At 45.1% G+C, this 19408-nt stretch carries 23 protein-coding genes; 1 reads left to right on the top strand and 22 read right to left on the bottom strand.

All coding sequences use genetic code 11. From position 1 onward, the window contains the following. Nucleotides 1–100 precede the first annotated feature (100 nt). The 21 genes from LC065_RS14080 to LC065_RS13980 all read right to left on the bottom strand — a co-directional run bounded on the left by LC065_RS14080 (nucleotide 101) and on the right by LC065_RS13980 (nucleotide 17258). Entirely contained in the window at nucleotides 101–1570 is a 1470-nt protein-coding gene (locus tag LC065_RS14080; RefSeq protein WP_226589927.1) for a spore germination protein, read from the bottom strand. 24 nt (nucleotides 1571–1594) lie between these two features. Continuing rightward, nucleotides 1595–1945 carry a stage V sporulation protein AE gene (gene spoVAE, locus LC065_RS14075; protein WP_206945248.1) on the bottom strand — a complete coding sequence of 117 codons (351 nt, stop codon included), beginning with the start codon at nucleotides 1943–1945 and terminating at the stop codon, nucleotides 1595–1597. Beyond that, nucleotides 1942–2958, bottom strand: coding sequence for a stage V sporulation protein AD (spoVAD, locus tag LC065_RS14070; protein WP_226589929.1), 1017 nt, complete (start codon nucleotides 2956–2958; stop codon nucleotides 1942–1944). The genes spoVAE and spoVAD overlap by 4 nt, the downstream gene beginning before the upstream one ends. Before the next feature lie 12 nt (nucleotides 2959–2970). Then, nucleotides 2971–3414 carry a stage V sporulation protein AC gene (gene spoVAC / locus LC065_RS14065; protein WP_264187800.1) on the bottom strand — a complete coding sequence of 148 codons (444 nt, stop codon included), beginning with the start codon at nucleotides 3412–3414 and terminating at the stop codon, nucleotides 2971–2973. A gap of 41 nt (nucleotides 3415–3455) precedes the next feature. Next, nucleotides 3456–3866 (bottom strand): stage V sporulation protein AB, encoded by a 411-nt coding sequence (locus tag LC065_RS14060; RefSeq protein WP_160913667.1) that lies wholly within the window; start codon nucleotides 3864–3866, stop codon nucleotides 3456–3458. After that, nucleotides 3853–4470 carry a stage V sporulation protein AA gene (locus tag LC065_RS14055; RefSeq protein ID WP_226589933.1) on the bottom strand — a complete coding sequence of 206 codons (618 nt, stop codon included), beginning with the start codon at nucleotides 4468–4470 and terminating at the stop codon, nucleotides 3853–3855. The genes LC065_RS14060 and LC065_RS14055 overlap by 14 nt, the downstream gene beginning before the upstream one ends. 181 nt (nucleotides 4471–4651) lie before the next feature. Further along, nucleotides 4652–5398 carry an RNA polymerase sporulation sigma factor SigF gene (sigF, locus tag LC065_RS14050; protein WP_146817825.1) on the bottom strand — a complete coding sequence of 249 codons (747 nt, stop codon included), beginning with the start codon at nucleotides 5396–5398 and terminating at the stop codon, nucleotides 4652–4654. Between the two features lie 10 nt (nucleotides 5399–5408). Then, the gene (gene spoIIAB / locus LC065_RS14045; RefSeq protein ID WP_226589935.1) at nucleotides 5409–5849 is read right to left on the bottom strand and encodes an anti-sigma F factor; all 441 of its coding nucleotides are present in this window, start codon (nucleotides 5847–5849) and stop codon (nucleotides 5409–5411) included. Then, on the bottom strand, nucleotides 5834–6199 hold the full coding sequence (spoIIAA, locus tag LC065_RS14040) for an anti-sigma F factor antagonist (protein WP_226589936.1): 366 nt from the start codon (nucleotides 6197–6199) through the stop codon (nucleotides 5834–5836). The genes spoIIAB and spoIIAA overlap by 16 nt, the downstream gene beginning before the upstream one ends. A 94-nt stretch (nucleotides 6200–6293) precedes the next feature. After that, the gene (locus tag LC065_RS14035) at nucleotides 6294–7469 is read right to left on the bottom strand and encodes a D-alanyl-D-alanine carboxypeptidase family protein (protein WP_226589937.1); all 1176 of its coding nucleotides are present in this window, start codon (nucleotides 7467–7469) and stop codon (nucleotides 6294–6296) included. Between the two features lie 1089 nt (nucleotides 7470–8558). Further along, a complete protein-coding gene (locus tag LC065_RS14030) occupies nucleotides 8559–8945 on the bottom strand; it encodes an HIT family protein (protein ID WP_226589939.1) in 387 nt (128 codons plus the stop codon). Between the two features lie 12 nt (nucleotides 8946–8957). Next, nucleotides 8958–9194, bottom strand: coding sequence for a hypothetical protein (locus LC065_RS14025; RefSeq protein ID WP_226589941.1), 237 nt, complete (start codon nucleotides 9192–9194; stop codon nucleotides 8958–8960). 170 nt (nucleotides 9195–9364) lie between these two features. Then, nucleotides 9365–10666 carry a pyrimidine-nucleoside phosphorylase gene (locus LC065_RS14020; RefSeq protein WP_306163493.1) on the bottom strand — a complete coding sequence of 434 codons (1302 nt, stop codon included), beginning with the start codon at nucleotides 10664–10666 and terminating at the stop codon, nucleotides 9365–9367. 60 nt (nucleotides 10667–10726) lie between these two features. After that, entirely contained in the window at nucleotides 10727–11548 is an 822-nt protein-coding gene (locus LC065_RS14015; RefSeq protein WP_226589945.1) for a purine-nucleoside phosphorylase, read from the bottom strand. A 15-nt stretch (nucleotides 11549–11563) separates the two neighbouring features. Then, nucleotides 11564–12742 (bottom strand): phosphopentomutase, encoded by a 1179-nt coding sequence (gene deoB, locus LC065_RS14010; RefSeq protein WP_226589948.1) that lies wholly within the window; start codon nucleotides 12740–12742, stop codon nucleotides 11564–11566. Nucleotides 12743–12839: 97 nt separating this feature from the next. Next, nucleotides 12840–13727 (bottom strand): site-specific tyrosine recombinase XerD, encoded by an 888-nt coding sequence (gene xerD, locus LC065_RS14005; RefSeq protein WP_226589950.1) that lies wholly within the window; start codon nucleotides 13725–13727, stop codon nucleotides 12840–12842. 7 nt (nucleotides 13728–13734) lie between these two features. Beyond that, a complete protein-coding gene (locus LC065_RS14000; protein WP_089654070.1) occupies nucleotides 13735–13953 on the bottom strand; it encodes a DUF4227 family protein in 219 nt (72 codons plus the stop codon). A gap of 294 nt (nucleotides 13954–14247) precedes the next feature. After that, nucleotides 14248–14724 (bottom strand): ferric iron uptake transcriptional regulator, encoded by a 477-nt coding sequence (fur, locus tag LC065_RS13995; protein ID WP_226589953.1) that lies wholly within the window; start codon nucleotides 14722–14724, stop codon nucleotides 14248–14250. A gap of 111 nt (nucleotides 14725–14835) precedes the next feature. Continuing rightward, a complete protein-coding gene (gene spoIIM, locus LC065_RS13990) occupies nucleotides 14836–15474 on the bottom strand; it encodes a stage II sporulation protein M (protein ID WP_226589956.1) in 639 nt (212 codons plus the stop codon). Nucleotides 15475–15555: 81 nt separating this feature from the next. Further along, nucleotides 15556–16713, bottom strand: coding sequence for an endonuclease Q family protein (locus LC065_RS13985; protein WP_226591648.1), 1158 nt, complete (start codon nucleotides 16711–16713; stop codon nucleotides 15556–15558). Continuing rightward, nucleotides 16713–17258: an NUDIX hydrolase gene (locus LC065_RS13980; protein WP_226589960.1), complete on the bottom strand. Its 546-nt coding sequence runs from the start codon at nucleotides 17256–17258 to the stop codon at nucleotides 16713–16715. Before LC065_RS13980 ends, LC065_RS13985 begins: the two co-directional genes overlap by 1 nt. Nucleotides 17259–17352: 94 nt before the next feature. Between LC065_RS13980 and LC065_RS13975 the strand changes: the two genes are divergently transcribed. Next, the gene (locus LC065_RS13975) at nucleotides 17353–18276 is read left to right on the top strand and encodes an aldo/keto reductase (protein ID WP_226589961.1); all 924 of its coding nucleotides are present in this window, start codon (nucleotides 17353–17355) and stop codon (nucleotides 18274–18276) included. Between the two features lie 76 nt (nucleotides 18277–18352). On the opposite strand, the gene LC065_RS13970 is transcribed toward LC065_RS13975, so the two are convergent. Continuing rightward, a complete protein-coding gene (locus LC065_RS13970) occupies nucleotides 18353–19408 on the bottom strand; it encodes a dipeptidase (protein WP_226589964.1) in 1056 nt (351 codons plus the stop codon).

Below are 19408 nucleotides of genomic sequence, written 5' to 3'. Positions count from 1 at the left end.
CTACTAACGGAGAAATGATAAAAAGAAAATGCCCCTTGGAAATCAAAGGACATCAAGATTTATTTTAATTTATCACATTGCTAAAGAACGGGCAATACGATTATTTTTGACGCTGGTTGTTTTGAGGATGAACAACACTCGGCCGCACTTTCAACGATGGCATACTGAGACGCAGGATAATTTGGATCGCCGCTTTTCCGTTGAACGGGAGAAACGGCCACAAATATGGAGTGTTCAACGACTTGGTATTGGCTAATAGCAGAACATAAGCCAAAAATCCGCACATAAGCCCTTTGATTCCGAATATAGCGACTAAAATCACAAACAGGATACGTGCCATTTTGTTGGCTACAGATAATTCATAACTCGGCGTTGAATAGGATCCGATGGCCGCAACAGCTACGTAAAGGATGACTTCCGGTACAAACATTCCTACGTCAATGGCGATTTGTCCTATAAGAACAGCGGCAATAAGTCCCATAGCTGTCGATAAAGGCGTCGGTGTATGGATGGCTGCGATCCTTAACATTTCCAAGCCTAAATCTGCAATTAAAATTTGAAAGATGATAGGAATCGTACTTTCTTCATTGGGGCCGATAAAAGCAAACGGTTCGGGAAGCAGATCCGGCTGCATGACGAACAGCATCCATAATGGCAGAACAAATACAGAGGCAAAGATTCCAAAGAAACGCACCCATCGTACAAAAGTCCCTACAGGAGGAGACTGCCGGAATTCTTCCGCATGCTGCACATGGTGAAAGTACGTAGTAGGCGTAATGATCGTACTCGGGGACGTGTCAGTCATGATGACCACATGTCCTTCAAACAAATGGGAGGCGACGACATCCGGGCGTTCCGTGTACCTTACGAGCGGAAACGGATTCTTTCCTTGATTGACAATGTACTCTTCAAGACTTTTATCCGCCATTGATAAGCCGTCGATATCGATTTTTTGAATTTTCTCCTTTAATAGCTGTACGAGACCTGGGTCGGCTACATCTTTGATGTATGTGATACAGACATCTGTTTTCGAACGATTTCCGACCTGCATGATTTCATTTCTCAAACGCTCATCTCTAATGCGGCGCCGTGTAAGTGCCGTATTCTCTATGATATTTTCTGTATAACCGTCCCTCGAACCACGGATGACCTTTTCCGTATCCGGTTCCTCCGGCGTCCTTCCGGGATACGTACGCACATCAACAATGAAGGCTTCTGTTTCTCCATCAACAAAAATGACCATCAACCCGGAAAGCATCTGGGTGATACACTTATCAAGGTCTGAAGTCGTTTCTACTTGTTGGTGTGGGATCTCATCTTTTATGGATTTAAAAACAGAATCGACGTGATCCTCTGTATCATTCATTTCCATCAACTGTCGCATCACTTCTACAACGATTGGAGTTTCCACCAATCCGGTGACATAATAGAAGTTCACTTCAACACCCAACAGGGTCAGCGTACGGAAACCGGCATCAAATGATTGGTCTACACCAATGCGTTCATTCATCGTCTTCCGGTTTTGATCGAGTTTCATAACGATGGGCGTTTCTTTTTTCTTCTCTGGCATAAACCTCCACTCCTTGATCTCGATTTATCCTTTAGGTTTGAAAATCACAGCAACGATAAAGCCAAACAATATGGCTGATGCAATACCTGCAGATGTCAATTCGAAAATTCCTACGGCAACTCCGATAAAGCCATGTTCATCCGCTTGTTCCATCGCTCCATGCAAAAGCGAATGCCCAAAACTTGTAATCGGTACGGTCGCTCCTGCCCCAGCAAATTCAATAAGATTGTCATAGAGATCAAAAGCATCCAGGACTGCACCAGCTACAACAAAGGAAGACATCACATGGGCAGGTGTCAATTTGAAGACATCCAATAATATTTGTCCGATCACGCAAATGCTTCCCCCGACGATAAACGCCCATAAAAATGTCATGATCCCCCCTCCCCTCTCGAGAGAACAACGGCGTGAGCGATCCCTGGAATCGATTCCTTCTGTTGAAGCATCATCGGACTCATGAGTGCACCTGTCGCAACAATCAACACACGATTGTACTTCCCACTTATTAAATCCTGCACAATTTTCCCATAAGTGACGACCGCTGAGCATGCGCACCCGCTTCCGCCTGCGAAGACAGGTTGATCGCTGTGATAGACCAGTAGTCCACAATCTTTATGAACATCACTGATGTCATAGCCATCCTGTTTCATCAAATCTTTAAGAATGGGCGTTCCCACTGCAGACAAGTCACCGGTTGCGATGACATCATAATCTCCGGGCACTCGTCCCATGTCTTCCAGATGCGTTTTAATCGTGTCCCAAGCGGCTGGAGCCATTGCTGATCCCATATCAAAAGGATCCTTGACACTATAATCCATGACCTTCCCTATGGTTGCCGCTTCCACCTTGATTTTCGAAGGTGTTTTCGAAAGGATGGCTGCACCACTTCCCGTCACAGTAAATGTAGCGGTTTTCGGCTTTTGTCCTCCATATTCCGTTGGGTAGCGAAACTGACGCTCAGCTGTACAGTTGTGAGAACTAACAGCCACCAACGCTTGTTTGGCGTATCCAGACGAAACGAGTGCAGCTCCTGTCGCAAGGGTTTCCATACTCGTCGAACACGCCCCGAACATCCCTAGTACAGGAATGCCTAATTGTCTTGCCACATAGTTCCCCGTGACGTTTTGGTTCAACAGATCCCCAGCTAAAAACAAATCGATATTGGACTGGTCGATCCCTGCTTTTTGCAAACACGTGTACACTGCATCCGTCATCAATTTACGTTCGGCAAGCTCCCAGTTGGATTCTCCACAATGAAGTTCTTCATGAATGACGTCGAACGTTTCTTTCAGCGGGCCTTCGCCTTCCATCGGTCCGACAGCCGTACCCGTGGATTGTAAGTACACAGGTTCTGTAAATGTCCATGATTGTGTTCCCGTTTTACCCATATGCTTTTCCTCCTAAAAAATAAGCGACCACACGTAACGAATCATTCCCAGTACATAAGCAGCAACGACACCGAATACAATGACCGAACCTGCTAACTTGAACAAATTCGTTGCAACCCCTAGCACAAGACCTTCGGATTTATGCTCGAGAGCGGCTGAAGTAATAGAATTTGCAAATCCAGTCACAGGGACCGCCGATCCGGCTCCAGCAAACTGTCCGAGTTTATCATAAACACCAAACCCTGTAGCGAGCGCAGATAGAAGGATTAAAGTCGCTACCGTCGGGTTGATGGCATTCTTTTCGCTATAATCGAACCAGTGGATATACATTTGTGTCAGAAGTTCACCAAACACACAGATCAACCCACCCACGATAAATGCTTTCAAACAATTCATTACATAGGGTGGTTTCGGCTGGTACGATTTTCTCGCTTTATCAAAATTCTTCTCGTTCAGTGGTTGTTTATCCACACGGTTTCCTCCTAATCACACATCGTTCACCTGACAAAAATAATCCATTGAAACAACGACCCCGCAATTTTCCCAAGGACCAGAGCCATTAAAAGTGTAAATAGAAAGCCATCCACACCGATTCGTTTAAATAACAGGGGAAAGACGTTTAAGACCTCTGTAAGAGCAGCAGCTAACATTCCTACGAAAATGCCATGAAAAAGCCCCCATATCACAAGTCCAATCAATGTCATTTTCACGGGGCCATCTCCAAATGAAAGATAAATCCCTGCAAAAACACCTAAAATCACGGCCATTTCATAACTACGGAGTTTGGACTCTGAATGGCTCAACTGCATGAGCCTGGGTACAATCCCAAGCACTGTCAAAAAAGCGACGAAGCCGGTTCCGACAGCAATACCAGCAGCAAGCCCAATGAGTACTTCAACGATCCACATCCTGTTTTTCCACCTTATTCTCCTTAATGGCCACGTAATGGTCGAGGTCTTCCTGATAATTGAATATCTCTACTTCCATCGGACTCGGTTCTTCATTGAACCGTTTTTGAAACCAGTGGTTAAAAAATAAAATCATTCCAATTCCAAGACCTATGGAATACGGCACCTGAATCCATAATGGATGTTCCACTTTCTCTCCCGTCAACATAAAATGCAACTTCTGTTGAACGGCCTGCATGCTCACATCATAATGGAAGTTCATAATCGCCATCGCTGCCCCGATAAATAGCAGGATCCATATCGCGCTGATTAAGAGAGGAGACGGCTGCTTCTGGTGTTTCTCCACATGAACCACGCATTGATTCGGGCCGATCAGTTCAACTTCAAGCTCCGGGAATTTCTCAATCACTTGTTCAATGATCATGAAAGAGTCAATGACCACGATATTATGATCCTCTTCTGTCACTTGATGTAAGACCATCTGCTCCAAGACAGGTTTATGACGCTTTTGACCCGTTACACGAGCCACATCCTGCAAACGAATTTTTGCCAAAGGTTGAACATAAATCGATTGTTTTATACGAATATAGACAGGAGTCGCCAATCCTACCGCCTCCCCTGTATGAATTTTCTTAGACTTATTATGTGTGAGAACGTAAAAATCATACGAAGAGTCCTCGGAGATTGAATAGTGAGAGAAATGGTGGAACGAAACGCCTTGAACCGTTCATCATCCGAATTTTTCTGTGACCATAAAAAAAGCTGTACCTCTTGAGGTACAGCCATCAGCTGGTATCATTCATTGTTTCTTTCATATCAGCTAGGATTTTCTTTTCCAACCGTGATACTTGTACTTGCGATATGCCCAAGCGCTCCGCCACTTCGGTCTGCGTTTGATCTTTGTAATATCGCAAGTAAATAATGAGCCGTTCCCTCTTGTCCAGTTTACTCATCACGTCCTGCAGGGTGAGATGATCGAACCAGTTGCTTTCCTCTTCGGCAATCTGATCGACGAGCGTGATCGGGTCGCCTTCATTCTCATAAACCGTTTCATAAATGGACTGAGGGGTTCGTCCAACTTCCTCCGCCTGGACGATTTCCTCCCTTGTCAGACCCAACGCATCTGCCAGCTCATTAACTGTCGGCGAGCGTCCATATTCCTTTAAAAGCTCTTCTTTTTTGGCACGGACCTTATGATTCAGTTCTTTTAAACTACGGCTTACTTTCACACTGCCATCATCACGAATAAAACGCTGAATTTCACCAATGATCATGGGTACGGCATACGTTGAAAAACGCACATCATAACTCAAATCGAATTTGTCAATCGATTTGAGCAGGCCGATACAGCCGATTTGATACAGATCATCCTGATCGTATCCACGTCTGAGATATCGCTGGACGACCGACCATACGAGACGGGTATTTTTTTCAACTAAAAAGTCCCTCGCCTCTTGATCGCCCGCCTGACTCTTTTTGATCAGCTCTTTGACATCTTTGTCGGACAGACGTTCTTTTGTCGTATCGCTCATAAGCGGCGCCTCAATTGCACAAAGCGCGGGTTGACGTCAACTGCTTAGTCATTCGGATCGTCGTTCCGACCCCGGGCTCTGAAGTAATGTCTACGCGATCCATGAAATTCTCCATGATGGTAAAACCCATTCCCGAGCGTTCCCATTCCGGTTTTGACGTGTAGAGCGGTTCTTTGGCGATCTCGATATTCTCAATTCCGTGACCGCGATCTTGGATGATCAATTCGATTTCTCCGTCATCAATAGCGCAAGTAAGCATGACTTTCTCATCACTTTTCTCTTCATAACCATGGATGATGGCATTCGTGACAGCTTCAGAGACGACGGTTTTAATATCCGTAAGCTCTTCCATCGTCGGATTGATTTGGCTGACAAAAGCGGCAACAGATAAGCGGGCAAGAGATTCATTTTCACTTACACTCGTAAACTCCAGGGTCATTTCATTTCGCATGATGCCACCCCCAACATCTCAAGCGCGGATGCCTCATCATCCACGAGCTTCATGATTTTGAACATTCCCGACATATCAAACAATCTCCGAACCTCAGGCGAAATCGAACAAAGCACCATTTCGTTCCCTTTCGCTTGTACTTCTTTATAACGACCGAGCATCACACCAAGGCCTGAACTATCCATGAAGGACAATTTTTTTAAATTGACAATCACATGTTCGACACCGTTGTTCGCGAGCTCCTTCTGCCAAGCTTCCCGAAGCGTTGTGGCTTCATGATGATCCAGCTCCCCATTTAATCGGACGAGCAAAACATTCTCTCTGACAGCAAAATTAACTTGAAGACTCAAGTGAATTACCTCCTCTGACTTTATAAGAGTCACTATGTCTTTTCGTACTTTTCGCTGTCATTTCCTGCTCAAAAACATAACTAGTGGGAAAATGCTAAAACCTCTGAAAGCTCGTCAAATTCTTCCATGAACGCTGCCATAGGGCAGGGAAACCTGCTTTCTCCACGTTCTCGGATGTTTCCAAACGGACTTTAGCGACTTCCTGATCTCCGTTCTTCACGATCACCCATCCCATATGGGCTCCTTTTTCCAATGGAAGGTCTGATTTTTCCGCTACTTTCAATTCCGTTTCATATTTGCTCTTCTTGTCATTTTTCTTCTTCAGAACGACGACATCTTTTTCCGGGGAAAGGTTCAACTCCAGAGGTTTCCCTCGTGTGATTTTCATCGTTTTCATCGTGTCATCTTTAGAATAGAGTTTCACACCCTCATATTGACTGAACCCGTAATCCAATAGGCTTGTCACATCCGAGTTCCTCATTTTCGGATTTTCTGCTCCCATAACTACGGCGATCATATGCATATCGTCTCGTTTAGCAGAAGCCGTGAGACAATATTTCGCTTCACTTGTATAACCTGTTTTCAATCCGTCCATTCCTGGGTAATTCTTAATCAACTTGTTCGTGTTGACTAACCAGAATTCATTTTCCTGCCCTTTTCGTAAATAATCATCATAAATTTTTGTGTAATTCGTTACTTCATCATGAAGTAGTAATTCTCTCGCCATGACAGCCATATCATGAGCTGTACTGAAGTGACCTTCAGCTGGAAGACCTGTCGGGTTTTGGAATTGTGTATTCTTCAAACCGAGATCTTTCGCTTTTTTGTTCATTTGAGCCACAAACTCTTTTTCGCTGCCGGCAATCCGTTCAGCCATAGCGACACTCGCATCATTTCCAGATGCTACAGCAATCCCTTTGAGCAAATCTTCAACAGTCATCTCTTCCCCAGCTTCAAGGAAGATTTGAGACCCTCCCATAGAAGCGGCGTGTTCACTAATACGGACTTTTTCATCCAGTTTGATGCCACCTTTATCGAGTTCTTCCATGATCAACAACAGCGTCATGACCTTCGTCATACTCGCAGGGGGCAGCTTTTTATTTGAATCCTTATCATAAAGCGTCATCCCACTGTTCTTCTCCATCAATATCGCGGACTTCGCCGAATTGACGATTTCTGTTGACTCCCTTTCTTCTGCAAATGTCATGTTTAACGGAAAAAGTGAGACAACTAAACAAAGAGCGAGACACACACCCATCATTTTTTTCATAACCAAAACCTCCCATTGCTTTAAGTGACCCTAGCATTCCCTTACCATCATCTTCTATACATAATCCAAGACAGCACCTCTAGGCATTCAACAATATGGCAACATGATATCAAGACTTTTGTGCTGTGGATCGTGGCTGCGGGGAATAGCTCGCTTTCCGCGGTGCCCCACACGAGGTGGGGTCGTTCGATGTTGGCACAGGACGTGCCGAACTTAATCGAACTTCCTCTATTCTTTTGATCCTCCTCGGACTTCGTCCTGTGGGGTCTCACTAAGCACTCTTTTCCCGCAGGAGTCTCGCCATTCCCCTCCGCCCCTTTGCCAAGTGAGGCTCTCGATATCACTTATGGAAACATCGGCTTATATGATTGAGGAGAGTGGATCATAAAAACCTTCCACAGATGGCACTAGAGAAGTAGTGGCTTGATACAGAGGGGTTCACGCTCGCTCGGTAGAGAAGTGATAGACGACTATCCACGATATAGGGGTTAGGTTCTACCATACAAGCAATGGGGTAAACGAACTCACGTACACCAATTGAGTGTCTTCAACAATGCTATCTAACAAAGAAGAACTCGATCTCATTAGAAAACAAATGTCTGCCTGTTTGAAAGTTGAATCCACCAACTCTCCTTTAGCTGAAAAGCTGCTTATTCTGGAAATAGTTTCGAGATACTCTTATGGCCAAGGGGCGGAGGGAAACGGTGATACTCCTATCTTTAAGTGTGAAAGCGCTTTGGTCAGCGGCGAATGGACTGGACTGAGATGGCGGAGATAAAGGAAACACGGAGAGCGTAGCGATTCGATGTTGACTTATCGTACAGAAGCGATGGGAGTCTCACTAGCCGCTAGGCGCCGGAACCGGATAACTAAAAGGACGAGGGGGACAGGTGAGACCCCGCAGAGCGGAGCTAGAGGAGGCTCTCCGTCATCCCCGCAGGAAAGCGAGCGGCTTTCCAACCACCCCTGACTCTCAATATGGCAAACGAAGACCGGTATCTTGAAACTTTGCCCTTAAGTATAGGGAACGTTTTGGTAGAAAACGGGTGAAGGTGAACAACAAAAAACACGACCTGAGGAGGTCGTGTTTTAAATGTGGCGTTTGTTTTCTTCTTGTTTGAGCCAGTGGCGGATGCCTTTACCTGCGTGGGGTTCGTCTTGGAAGCGGGGGATGATGTGCATGTGAGCGTGGAAAATATGCTGCCCGCCGGTTTCGTAACAATTGTAACCAATGTTGTAGCCGTCTGGTTGAAGCGTGTCATCCAGCCATTCTTTGACCTGTTGGATCATATCCTGTGTATCCATCCACTCTTCTTTCGAAAGGTCGAACACCGTTGTTTTATGTGATTTGGGGACAATCAATCCTGATCCTTTTAAAATACGCTGATCCTTTTGAACGAAGTAGCAGGAATTATTCTCAAATATGATTTTCTGCTTTTCATCCGTTTCTGGTGAGCATAATATACATTGATCCATGTCTTCCCCTCCCTATGTAATGGGTATGAAACTTTCAATGAAGATAAAAGCCATCATGGACGAAACAACAAGAATGATCGTTCCTCTGATGACACGATCCTCTTTCAAATAACGCATGCCTAAGAATACATACAAAAAAGCCGACACGAGTGCTATGAGATCAATGCTTACGTTAAAAGAGAAAATCCAATGGGACAATAAAAGAATAAGAGTAGCTGACGCGACTATCACCTCTAAAACCCGGAACATCCTTTTCCCCCTTCTACAAGAATAATATCATGAACCTCCCCGTTTATGAATATCCAATACCACTTCGCCTCCGATTATTCTTCTCTACAAAAAAACAGGCTCGGATAGACAAGAAAAAGCGAACCGACCTACGAGTGTAGACGGTCCGCTTCTTTTTTAAGTTTGAAAAATTATTTAATGATATTGTGAATCAATGTCGGTTTCTCGACTTTTTCACCAGAAATCGTGTACGCTTCTTTCACTTTCTGGATAGAATCATCCGGCTGTTCGTCATCACTGATCAAGACGACAAGAGCTTCGCCGGCTTTGACAGGATCGCCGATTTTCTTCTTCAGACTGATTCCTACTCCGTGATTGATTTCATCCTCTTTGGTAGCACGGCCGGCTCCAAGATACATGGCGGCTATGCCGATGGATTCTGCATCAATGGCAGATACGTAGCCATCCTGATCCGCCGTGACTTCAATTTCATGAGCCGCTCTAGGTAGACGATCAAGATCATCAATCATAGAAACGTCTCCACCTTGTGCTTCAATTAGCGTACGCAGGGACTGGAAGGCTTTTCCGTTTTCGATATTCGCTTCGATTGCTTTATACGCTTCTTCATAAGAAGAGAACTTCTCAGCAAGCACGGCCATGTGGGAAGCAATTTCAAGGGAGAGCAAACGCAAGTCTTCTACGTTCTTCCCTTTAAGAATTTCTGCTGCTTCTTTAATTTCGTTCGCATTTCCAACTTCATAGCCAAGGGGCTGATTCATGTCACTAATGACAGCTACCGTGTTACGTCCCAGGTTATTTCCGATGTTCACCATCTCACGAGCAAGTGCTTCAGAGTCCTCGAGTGTTTTCATAAAGGCTCCAGAACCTGTTTTCACATCAAGCACAATGCTGTCTGCTCCTGATGCAATTTTTTTACTCATGATGGAACCAGCGATCAGTGGTAAGGAGTTTACGGTACCCGTCACGTCTCTCAGTGCATAGAGCTTTTTGTCTGCAGGAGCAAGGTTCCCGGTTTGACCTGCCACCGCAAGCTTGTGGGTATTTACATTCTCGATGAATTTCTCTTTCGTCATCTCAATTTCAAGGCCTTTGATGGACTCTAGTTTATCCAGTGTTCCACCTGTATGCCCAAGTCCACGTCCGGACATTTTCGCAACAGGAATGCCGACAGAAGCGACTAGTGGTCCAACGATGAATGTTACCTTATCTCCTACGCCACCAGTAGAGTGCTTATCGACTTTCTTCCCTTCAATCGCTGAGAGGTCGATGGTTTCACCAGAGTCCACCATGGCTTGAGTCAACGTCGCCGTTTCTTCAGCCGTCATGCCCCGGAAATAAATCGCCATCGTAAAAGCAGAGGCCTGATAGTCAGGAATCTCACCTTTTGTGTAACCTTCAACGAAGAATTCGATTTCTTCCTTAGTCAATTCCCCGCCATCGCGTTTTTTTACAATAATGTCATACATTCTCATCTCGATCACCCTTTACTTAAAGTTTAAGTGAGAAAGCGCCTCTCAAGACGCTTTCTTTTTTTATGCTGGTAATGTTTTTAAAAGTTCTTTAACGAATCCTAGGAAATCCTCACGCACTTGAGCCGTCGTTTCGATGACTTCATCGTGCGTAAGCGGCTGATCTAAAATTCCGGCAGCCATATTGGAAATACAAGAGATTCCAAGGACGCGGATTCCTGCGTGGTTCGCCACCATCACTTCTGGCACCGTGGACATTCCAACGGCATCTCCTCCGAGTGTACGCAGCATACGTATTTCTGCCCCTGTCTCATAGGCAGGTCCTGTATTTCCTACATAAACCCCTTCCTGTACTTGAAGGTTCATACGCTCGGCTGACTGCTTCGCGTGATCAATCAAAGCGCGATCATACGCTTCAGACATATCAGGGAAACGTGGTCCAAGATCCTCATCATTTGGTCCAATCAGCGGACTGTCTCCCATATTGTTGATATGATCGGTTATGATCATCAAGTTGCCCGGCTTGAAGGTTTCATTGATGCCCCCGGCAGCGTTTGTAACGAAAAGAGTTTCCACACCCAGCGCTTTCATGACGCGGACAGGGAAAGTCACCTGTTTCATATCATAGCCTTCATAATAGTGGAAGCGCCCTTGCATCGCGATGACTTGTCGCCCTTCTAATTCACCAACGACCAGCTGTCCTTTATGGCCGGAAACCGTGGATTCAGGAAAGTGAGGGATTTCCGTATAAGGAATGGTTGTCGGATTTTGAATTTCCTCTGCTAGTACGCCGAGGCCAGATCCTAGAATCAGTCCGACACTTGGTTCATGAGTCAATTTCCCTTGGATGAATTGAGCTGCTTCTTTTACTTGTGTTTGGTTCATTTTGTTTCTCCTCCTTTATTGAATATCTTTTAAAAAGCTCTTGCCGTGTTCAGGCATTTGGATCGAGAAGTTTTCAGAAACCGTCGCACCGATATCTGCGAAGGTTTGGCGCTGATCGAGCTCCTGCCCTTCTTTTATGCCATTGTGATAGACAATCAATGGAACAAGTTCACGTGTGTGGTCTGTGCCATGATGCACAGGATCATTGCCGTGGTCTGCCGTGATGATCAATAAATCATCATCCTGCATTTTTTCCAATACTTCAGGAAGACGTGCATCATATTCCTGCAGCGCTTCCCCGTATCCTTGAGGATCACGACGGTGCCCATATTTGGCATCGAAATCGACCAGGTTCAAAAAGCTCATTCCGGTGAAATCTTTATCCAATGTCTTCACAAGCTGATCCATCCCATCCATATTGTCTTTCGTGCGGATGGCTTCTGTTACGCCTTCTCCATCATAAATATCAGAGATTTTACCGATGGCGACAACATCGAGTCCTTCATCTTCCATCTCATTCATGACTGTGCGTCCGAATGGCTTCAAGGCATAGTCATGACGATTGGATGTACGTTCAAAGGCTCCTGGTTCCCCGATGAACGGACGGGCAATAACGCGTCCGACCATATATTTTTCATCTTTCGTGATTTCACGGCAGAACTCACAGATTTCATAAAGCTCCTCAGGCGGAATGACATCTTCATGGGCAGCAATCTGTAAGACTGAATCGGCAGACGTGTAAATGATCAAATCTCCCGTTTCCATGTGATGTTCTCCCAGCTCCTTAAGGATCTCCGTCCCTGAAGCCGGTTTATTTCCAACAATGCCGCGACCGGTCTTTTCTTTAATCTGGTCCAGCAGTTCATCTGGGAAACCGTCCGGGAATGTACGGAAAGGCTGGTCGATATAAAGGCCCATGATTTCCCAGTGGCCAGTCATCGTATCTTTTCCGTTCGACGCTTCCACCATGGTTGTGTAATGCGCTTTCGGCTTTTCAGCCTTGTCAATGCCTTGAATCTGACGAATATTGCTTAGTCCAAGCGATCCCATATGCGGCATGTACAAGCCGTTCATATGCTCGGCGATATGCCCCAGAGTATGCGCCCCTTTATCATCGAACTTCTCTGCATCTGGTGCTTCACCTATTCCTACAGAGTCCATAACTACTAAAAATACACGTTTGAATGAATTCATCAAAGATCCCTCCTAATGTTTAATTTCCCAAATTCGTGAAAAACTACCCTACATTCTTGAGATGTAGGATGTCAGACAACTTAAAACACAAAAGAGTTTATGCCCGTGGATGATACGAGCGATAAACGTCTTTTAACCTTGTCTTGGAGACATGGGTATAGATTTGAGTCGTGGAGATGTCTGCATGTCCAAGCATTTCCTGAACAGCCCTCAAATCGGCTCCATTTTCCAGAAGGTGTGTAGCAAATGAATGGCGCAATGTATGGGGGGTCAATTCTTTATTGACGCCCATCTCTCTAGCAACCGCTTTCAATATCTTCCAAAAACCCTGTCGTGACAAGGCGTTGCCGTGATGATTGACGAACAGCTCTTCGGTCTGTTTATGCTTGACGAGTGCATCGCGACCGATTTGCAAGTAATTTTCAACCGCATCTTTGGCCATGTCACCGAGAGGAATGATCCTCTCTTTCGATCCCTTGCCTAGACAACGGACAAAACCCATCGTCAAATGCAGATCCGTCACTTTGAGAGAGACAAGCTCCGTCACTCTCAGACCCGTAGCATACAGCATTTCAAACATCGCTTTATTCCGCGCTGAGAGCGGGTCTTTCGCGTGAATGTTCAAAAGCTTGTCCACATCGTCCGAAGAGAGCACTTTCGGAAGCTTCCTTTCTTTCTTAGGTGTCTCTATATGTAAGCTCGGATCCTGCTCTGTTACCTTTTCCCGGATGAGGAACTGGTGAAAAAGACGAATGGATGACAACAACCGTGCGATGGTTGCTGATGAGCGCCCCTGGTCATTGAGGTGATGCAGGTACTTCATAATATGGGAGCGGGTCATTTCATCCCAGTTATTCACTCCTAATTCCTGCTGTAAAAAGCGGTCGTACTGAGACAGGTCCCGCTTGTAAGATTGAATCGTGTTAGGTGATAACCCGCGCTCGACGGTCAAATAATGAAAAAAATCTTCCAGCGCATGCTGCATCGTACATCTACTCCCCTAACCGAAAAAATATCGACAGACGATCCGTCCATGGCTGTTCCAGGGGTTGATAGACTTTGATTGCCGTACCTCCTGGCGGATCGTATCGATGCTGGCGCTCGTATTCTTCATGCACCATACGTAGAGCCATATAAAAAACGCAAGTACAAACAGTGAATACAATCAGGACTTTGATTAAATCTCTTAAACTGTTCTTCAAACGAGTCATTGGCACTCCCCTCATTTCCGTACCTTTTTGTAAAGGATATGCCTAAATTCCTTACAAATATACGTAGAATGATGAGAGAATCAGATGATGGAACCGTTGAACAAACAGTACAAGTCCTATCTAGGTTTAACGTACACGATTTTCATTCGTTTGTAAATAAAAATACAAGAGTCAGAGATTTTAGAAAACGCATACAGAGGAACCATCTATACCGCTACCCCTTTTCTGCCTTCTGCTGGATGATTAAAAAAGAGCAAAATAAAAAGCCACTATGTCCTGCATAGCGGCGGTCTTTTATTCTTCATTTGATTTTGCAGATGATGTAGTCACGGCCTGTTTTTGGCACACACGACATATGCCATGGAACGTCAAGCGGTGGTCTTTCACTTCGAAACCCCACTGACCTTCAACGATTTTCTCTACATCCCCTAAGAGATCTTCATCGATTTCTTCCACAGATCCACACTCAATACATACGAGATGATGGTGAAAGTGTTCAGCACCTTCTTTTCTCAAGTCATATCGGGAGACGCCATCTCCGAAATTAATTTTATCGACAACTTTTAGTTCTGATAGCAATTCCAATGTTCGATAGACGGTTGCTAGACCAATTTCTGGTGCTTTCTCTTTTACGAGGAGGTAAACATCTTCCGCACTTAAGTGGTCTTCTTCATTTTCCAAAAGTACTCGTACTGTGGCTTCACGCTGCGGAGTGAGCTTATAACTTTGGGAATGCAGCTGCTTTTTGATTTTATCTATACGATGTTCCATATCGTTCGTCCCTCCCTCGTAATACCAATTTCATTATAATCAGAGACAGAACGAGTGTCAAATTATAATTATTTTAATCTGTTAACGATAATCATTATTATCTGATATCATTTACTTGTAAATCCATTTCAATATATATTCCAAAAAAGTGTTGCTGATAAAGACTTCTACAACAGAAGAAACCATCAGGATCGCAATCAAGGCTCCGAAGAGTGCACTATACCTTACAAAGCCCTTCATAATCGGCTGATGAACTCTACGAATGAAAAGCTGCTTACATAAGGTTAGTGAAAAAATTAAAGCTAGAGAGCCTGCAATCAGATATACAGGTATAATAATGACGTTCTGAGGAGCAATTGAAACCGATGAGATCAACAGTCCGTACCAGCCCATCTGATTGACTAGAAAACCGACGGAAAATCCGATCACCAATCCTTTGATAAAAAGTAGTACTGTGATGATCGGCATCCCGATGACAGAGATTCCTAACAGAAATAAGAGAAGCATATACTTGAGATGGTAAAGAACGCTATCTTTCCAAAGGGTAGCTTTTCCTGTTCCTCCAATCATCGTCTGCTGCTCAAAAAATTGCTTCAGATAGAAGAAGAGGTCCTGTTTTTGGACAAAGTTCATACTGTTTACGATCACTGCCCCGAAAATCATCCCCATAATAAATAGAACGAAAATAAACACGAAGATGTTCATATGTGTTTGAACGTCGTTTTTAACCATTCGCATACCCTGCTGCATCTTTTATCCACCTTTCTCTTCACCGGTCTATGACCAATCTATGAGAGAGATGGAAAAAGTAGACCAAATCCAGCTCAGTTTCTATTGAATTCTTCCATATCTTCCGCCCCCACCTGCCTGGATGGTGAGTGTACCTTTTCTCATGGCCATGATCCGTCCAGCCACTTGTTCAGGGATGACCGTCTTCAATTCTTCCCTTGAAACTTCATGGATCACAGCCATTTCAGTGCCAAACGCATCCATTAATTTCTCGTAGGTACGCTTCCCTACTCCAGGTAGAGATGATAGAGGCACTTGATAGATATATGGAGGTCTCTCTTTCTTTTGGGAACTAGATTTCAGCTCCTCCACACGGTCTTTCACGCCTTTGACGATCTTTTTCGATCCACATGCTCCACATTGAGAAGTAGAAAGCTCAGCTGGAGACAGACATTTGGCACAAACGGTCTGGTGGTATTTCCCCATGGCGGGGCTCATTCCATAATTGGTTACGACTTTCCTTCCCTCCTGGTTATGGAGAGCCAGCCGCAATTCCTCAAAATTCAATGCCTTTAAATCCACCTGCTGATATTCCCGTGCAAGCTTCCCTAAGGAATGAGCGTCCGAATTGGTCACGTAAGTGTACGGTTCCAGTTCCCCGATCAAATCAGCCATGTCCGTATCAGCGCTCAACCCGAGTTCTACGGCGTCGATTTTGTCAGGATCAAGCACTTCCCTTAAAGTTTCTTTCACTCCTTTTCCATAAAGGCTTTTAAAAGGAGTGAAAACATGAGCAGGAATGAAGATCCCCTCATGTTCTTTCACATATTGCTGGAGCTCGCGAGCGGTGCCATAAAAACGTTGAGAGCTTAAATTGACATTTTTCATCTTCTGAGAAAGCCACGCGGTGAACGCCCTCATTTGATTCACTGTCGGGAAATAACAGAGCACATGAATGGGACCGGAACAAGCCGCATCATATACTTCGATTTCAGAACCAAGAAGGAGGACCGTATCTTGATAACGAATTCCTCCTTCCTTTAATTCCACTGCTTTCCCTCGGTCAATAAGATCCAACATTTCTTCCTGTACGGAAGGGGCCTGAGCATCAATGACACCAACCATATCGAGCCCTTTTCGATTCGTCGCTTCTTCAAGGATATTCGAGAGTGTCAGCGATTTGGACCCTGTGATTTTCACAGGCTTTCCGTTCCAATCCCTCCCGATGTGAATATGTAGATCGACGAAAAACGTATCCATCACCTTGCATTTCTCAATTTCATATAAAGGATGGCATAGGCGGTTTTCGCATCATGGATCCGCTCTTCTTTTTCCAAAGCTTCTGCTTCCTCGACCGTCAGTTCCATTCGCTCTACAAACTCATCTTCATCCCCATCCGGCTGCTCCTCCATCGGTTTGATCTCGTCGGTAAAGTAAAGATGAACGATTTCATCAGCAAAACCAGGAGAAGTGTAGAAAGAGGTAATGAATTCAAGGTCATCGGATGTGTACCCTGTTTCCTCTTCCAGTTCCCTAAGCGCACATGTTTTCGGTTCTTCCCCAGGCTCAAGCTTACCTGCAGGGATTTCGATGATGCTTTTCTCCATCGGTTTCCTGTACTGCTCCACACAAACGAGCTTTCCTTCTTCAGTGACTGCGATGACGGCCACAGCTCCTGGGTGACGGATCAGTTCTCGTTTAGATGTGTTGCCATCGGGTAAAGTAACACTGTCGATATCCAATTGAACAATTTTACCTTTATAAATCGTTTCGGTTTCATATGTTTTCTCTTCAAATTTCTTCAAAACATTCATCCTCTCTTGTTCCTATCGTCATTTTATCACAGGAGTGGCATGGAACCGGAACAATCCGCTACACTTAAATGGAAAGGATGATTACATGAACAAACGTCAACTAGGATCTTCAGATTTATACGTGTCAGAAATCAGTCTAGGGTGCATGTCGCTCGGGACCGATCATAACAAAGCAAAAGACATCATCGACCGAGCCGTCGATGCCGGCATCAATTACTTAGATACGGCCGACTTATACGACTTTGGGGAAAACGAAAAAATCGTAGGGGAAGCAATCAAAGGAAAGAGAGACGACCTAGTGATCGGAACGAAAGTCGGCAACAACTTTAATCCTGATGAAAAGGACTGGCACTGGGACCCGTCCAAAAAACACATCATAGAAGGTGTGAAAGACAGCTTGAAACGACTGGGAATCGATTATATCGACCTTTACCAGCTGCATGGCGGGACCATCGATGATCCGATAGAGGAAAGCATCGAAGCTTTTGAAGAGCTCAAGCAAGAAGGTTTGATCAGAGAATACGGCATCTCATCGATCCGGCCGAATGTCATCAAAGAATATGTAGAAAAATCCAACATCGTCAGTGTGATGATGCAGTACAATGCTCTTGACCGCAGGCCGGAAGAAGAGATACTCGAACTGCTTTCAGACAATGAAATTAGTGTCCTGGCAAGGGGCCCGCTAGCAAAAGGGATGCTATCATCAAAAGGACAGGAAAAAGCCCAGGAAAAAGCAGAAAATGGATTTTTAGAGTACAGCCAGGAAGAAGTATTGGAAATCGCAAAGCAGTGGCAGTCGTTCACCACTGACGAAAAAACGGCAGAAACGCTCGCGCTTCAATATGTGCTGCAAAACCCTACAGTTGCAACTGCTGTCTTTGGAGCAAGCTCAGTGGAGCAGTTGAATGACAACTTGCGCTACCTTGAATCTCCTTCATTGACGGAGCAGACTTACAAGCAAATGCAGACACTGACAAGAGGAATCACCTATCAAAAACATAGAGCTTAATAAAGGATGGCAAGTAAAAGACGAGAACCCCCTCCTCTGAGGGCATTCTCGTCTTTTTTTCTATAGGACGCTTGAATCAGCTGTTGTCCTTCCATGTTTCCTTTAGTACACGAAGCCAATTTTTATAGGCGATTTTTTCGATATCTTCCCTGCCCATCCCTTCTTTTTTCAATTGATCAAATAATCTAGGCACCCCGGTCACATCTTTAAGAGCTGCCGGCACCCGGGTTCCATCAAAATCTGAACCTAAAGCGACATGGTCGATTCCGATGCGATCCACCATGTAATGGATATGTTTCGTGATGTCAGATAAAGCGGCTCCTTCGTTACTCTCGCCATCTTCTGTCACCATATTGGGATTAATGCTATAGGTGGCCCCGATCAAACCGTTCGACTCACCGATGGCATCGATTTGTTTGTCTGTCAGGTTCCGGGTGACCGGACACAACCGGTGGGCATTGGAATGAGTAGCTACCAGTGGAGCATCACTGATGGCGGCGACATCCCAAAACCCTTTTTCATTCAAATGAGAAAGGTCAATCATGATTCCTAACCGGTTACACTCCCGCACAAGGTTTTTCCCAGCTTGTGTAAGGCCGGGACCTGTGTCTGGAGAGGATGGGAAACGATACGGAACTCCCTCCCCGAATGCGTTCGCTCTGCTCCAGACAGGACCGACGGAACGCAACCCTGCTTCGTATAATACAGACAACGCATGCAAGTCTTCATCGATGCCTTCTGCTCCCTCAATATGTAAAATTCCGGCCATGTACTCTCCAGCGATCGCCCGTTCTAGATCCCCAACAGTTCGGGCCGCTTTGAATTTCCCACCAGATTCTGCTTCCATTTTTAAGAAACGCGCAATCATTTTGTTGGTGTATATATAAGCATACGCATAAGACAGAGGTCGTGGCAGCGGTTTTTCATAACCCTTCTCTGTATTGTAGGCGACGGGGCGTGGGTCGGTATCAGGGTTCGGGCAGAACACGGCATAAAAGCCTGCGGCCAGGCCGGAACGATTCCCTCGCGGCCAATCGATGTGCCCTTTTTTCGTCCCTGTAAAGAAGGGCTTCACCCCATCTTCAAAGTTCATCAGCGTATCATTGTGTCCATCTATGAACGGCACTTTCAT

The sequence above is a fragment of the Halobacillus litoralis genome (genome assembly GCF_020524085.2).
In the GTDB taxonomy this organism is placed as follows: Bacteria; Bacillota; Bacilli; order Bacillales; family Halobacillaceae; genus Halobacillus; species Halobacillus litoralis_E.
This window is presented reverse-complemented; position numbering and strand designations above follow the sequence as displayed.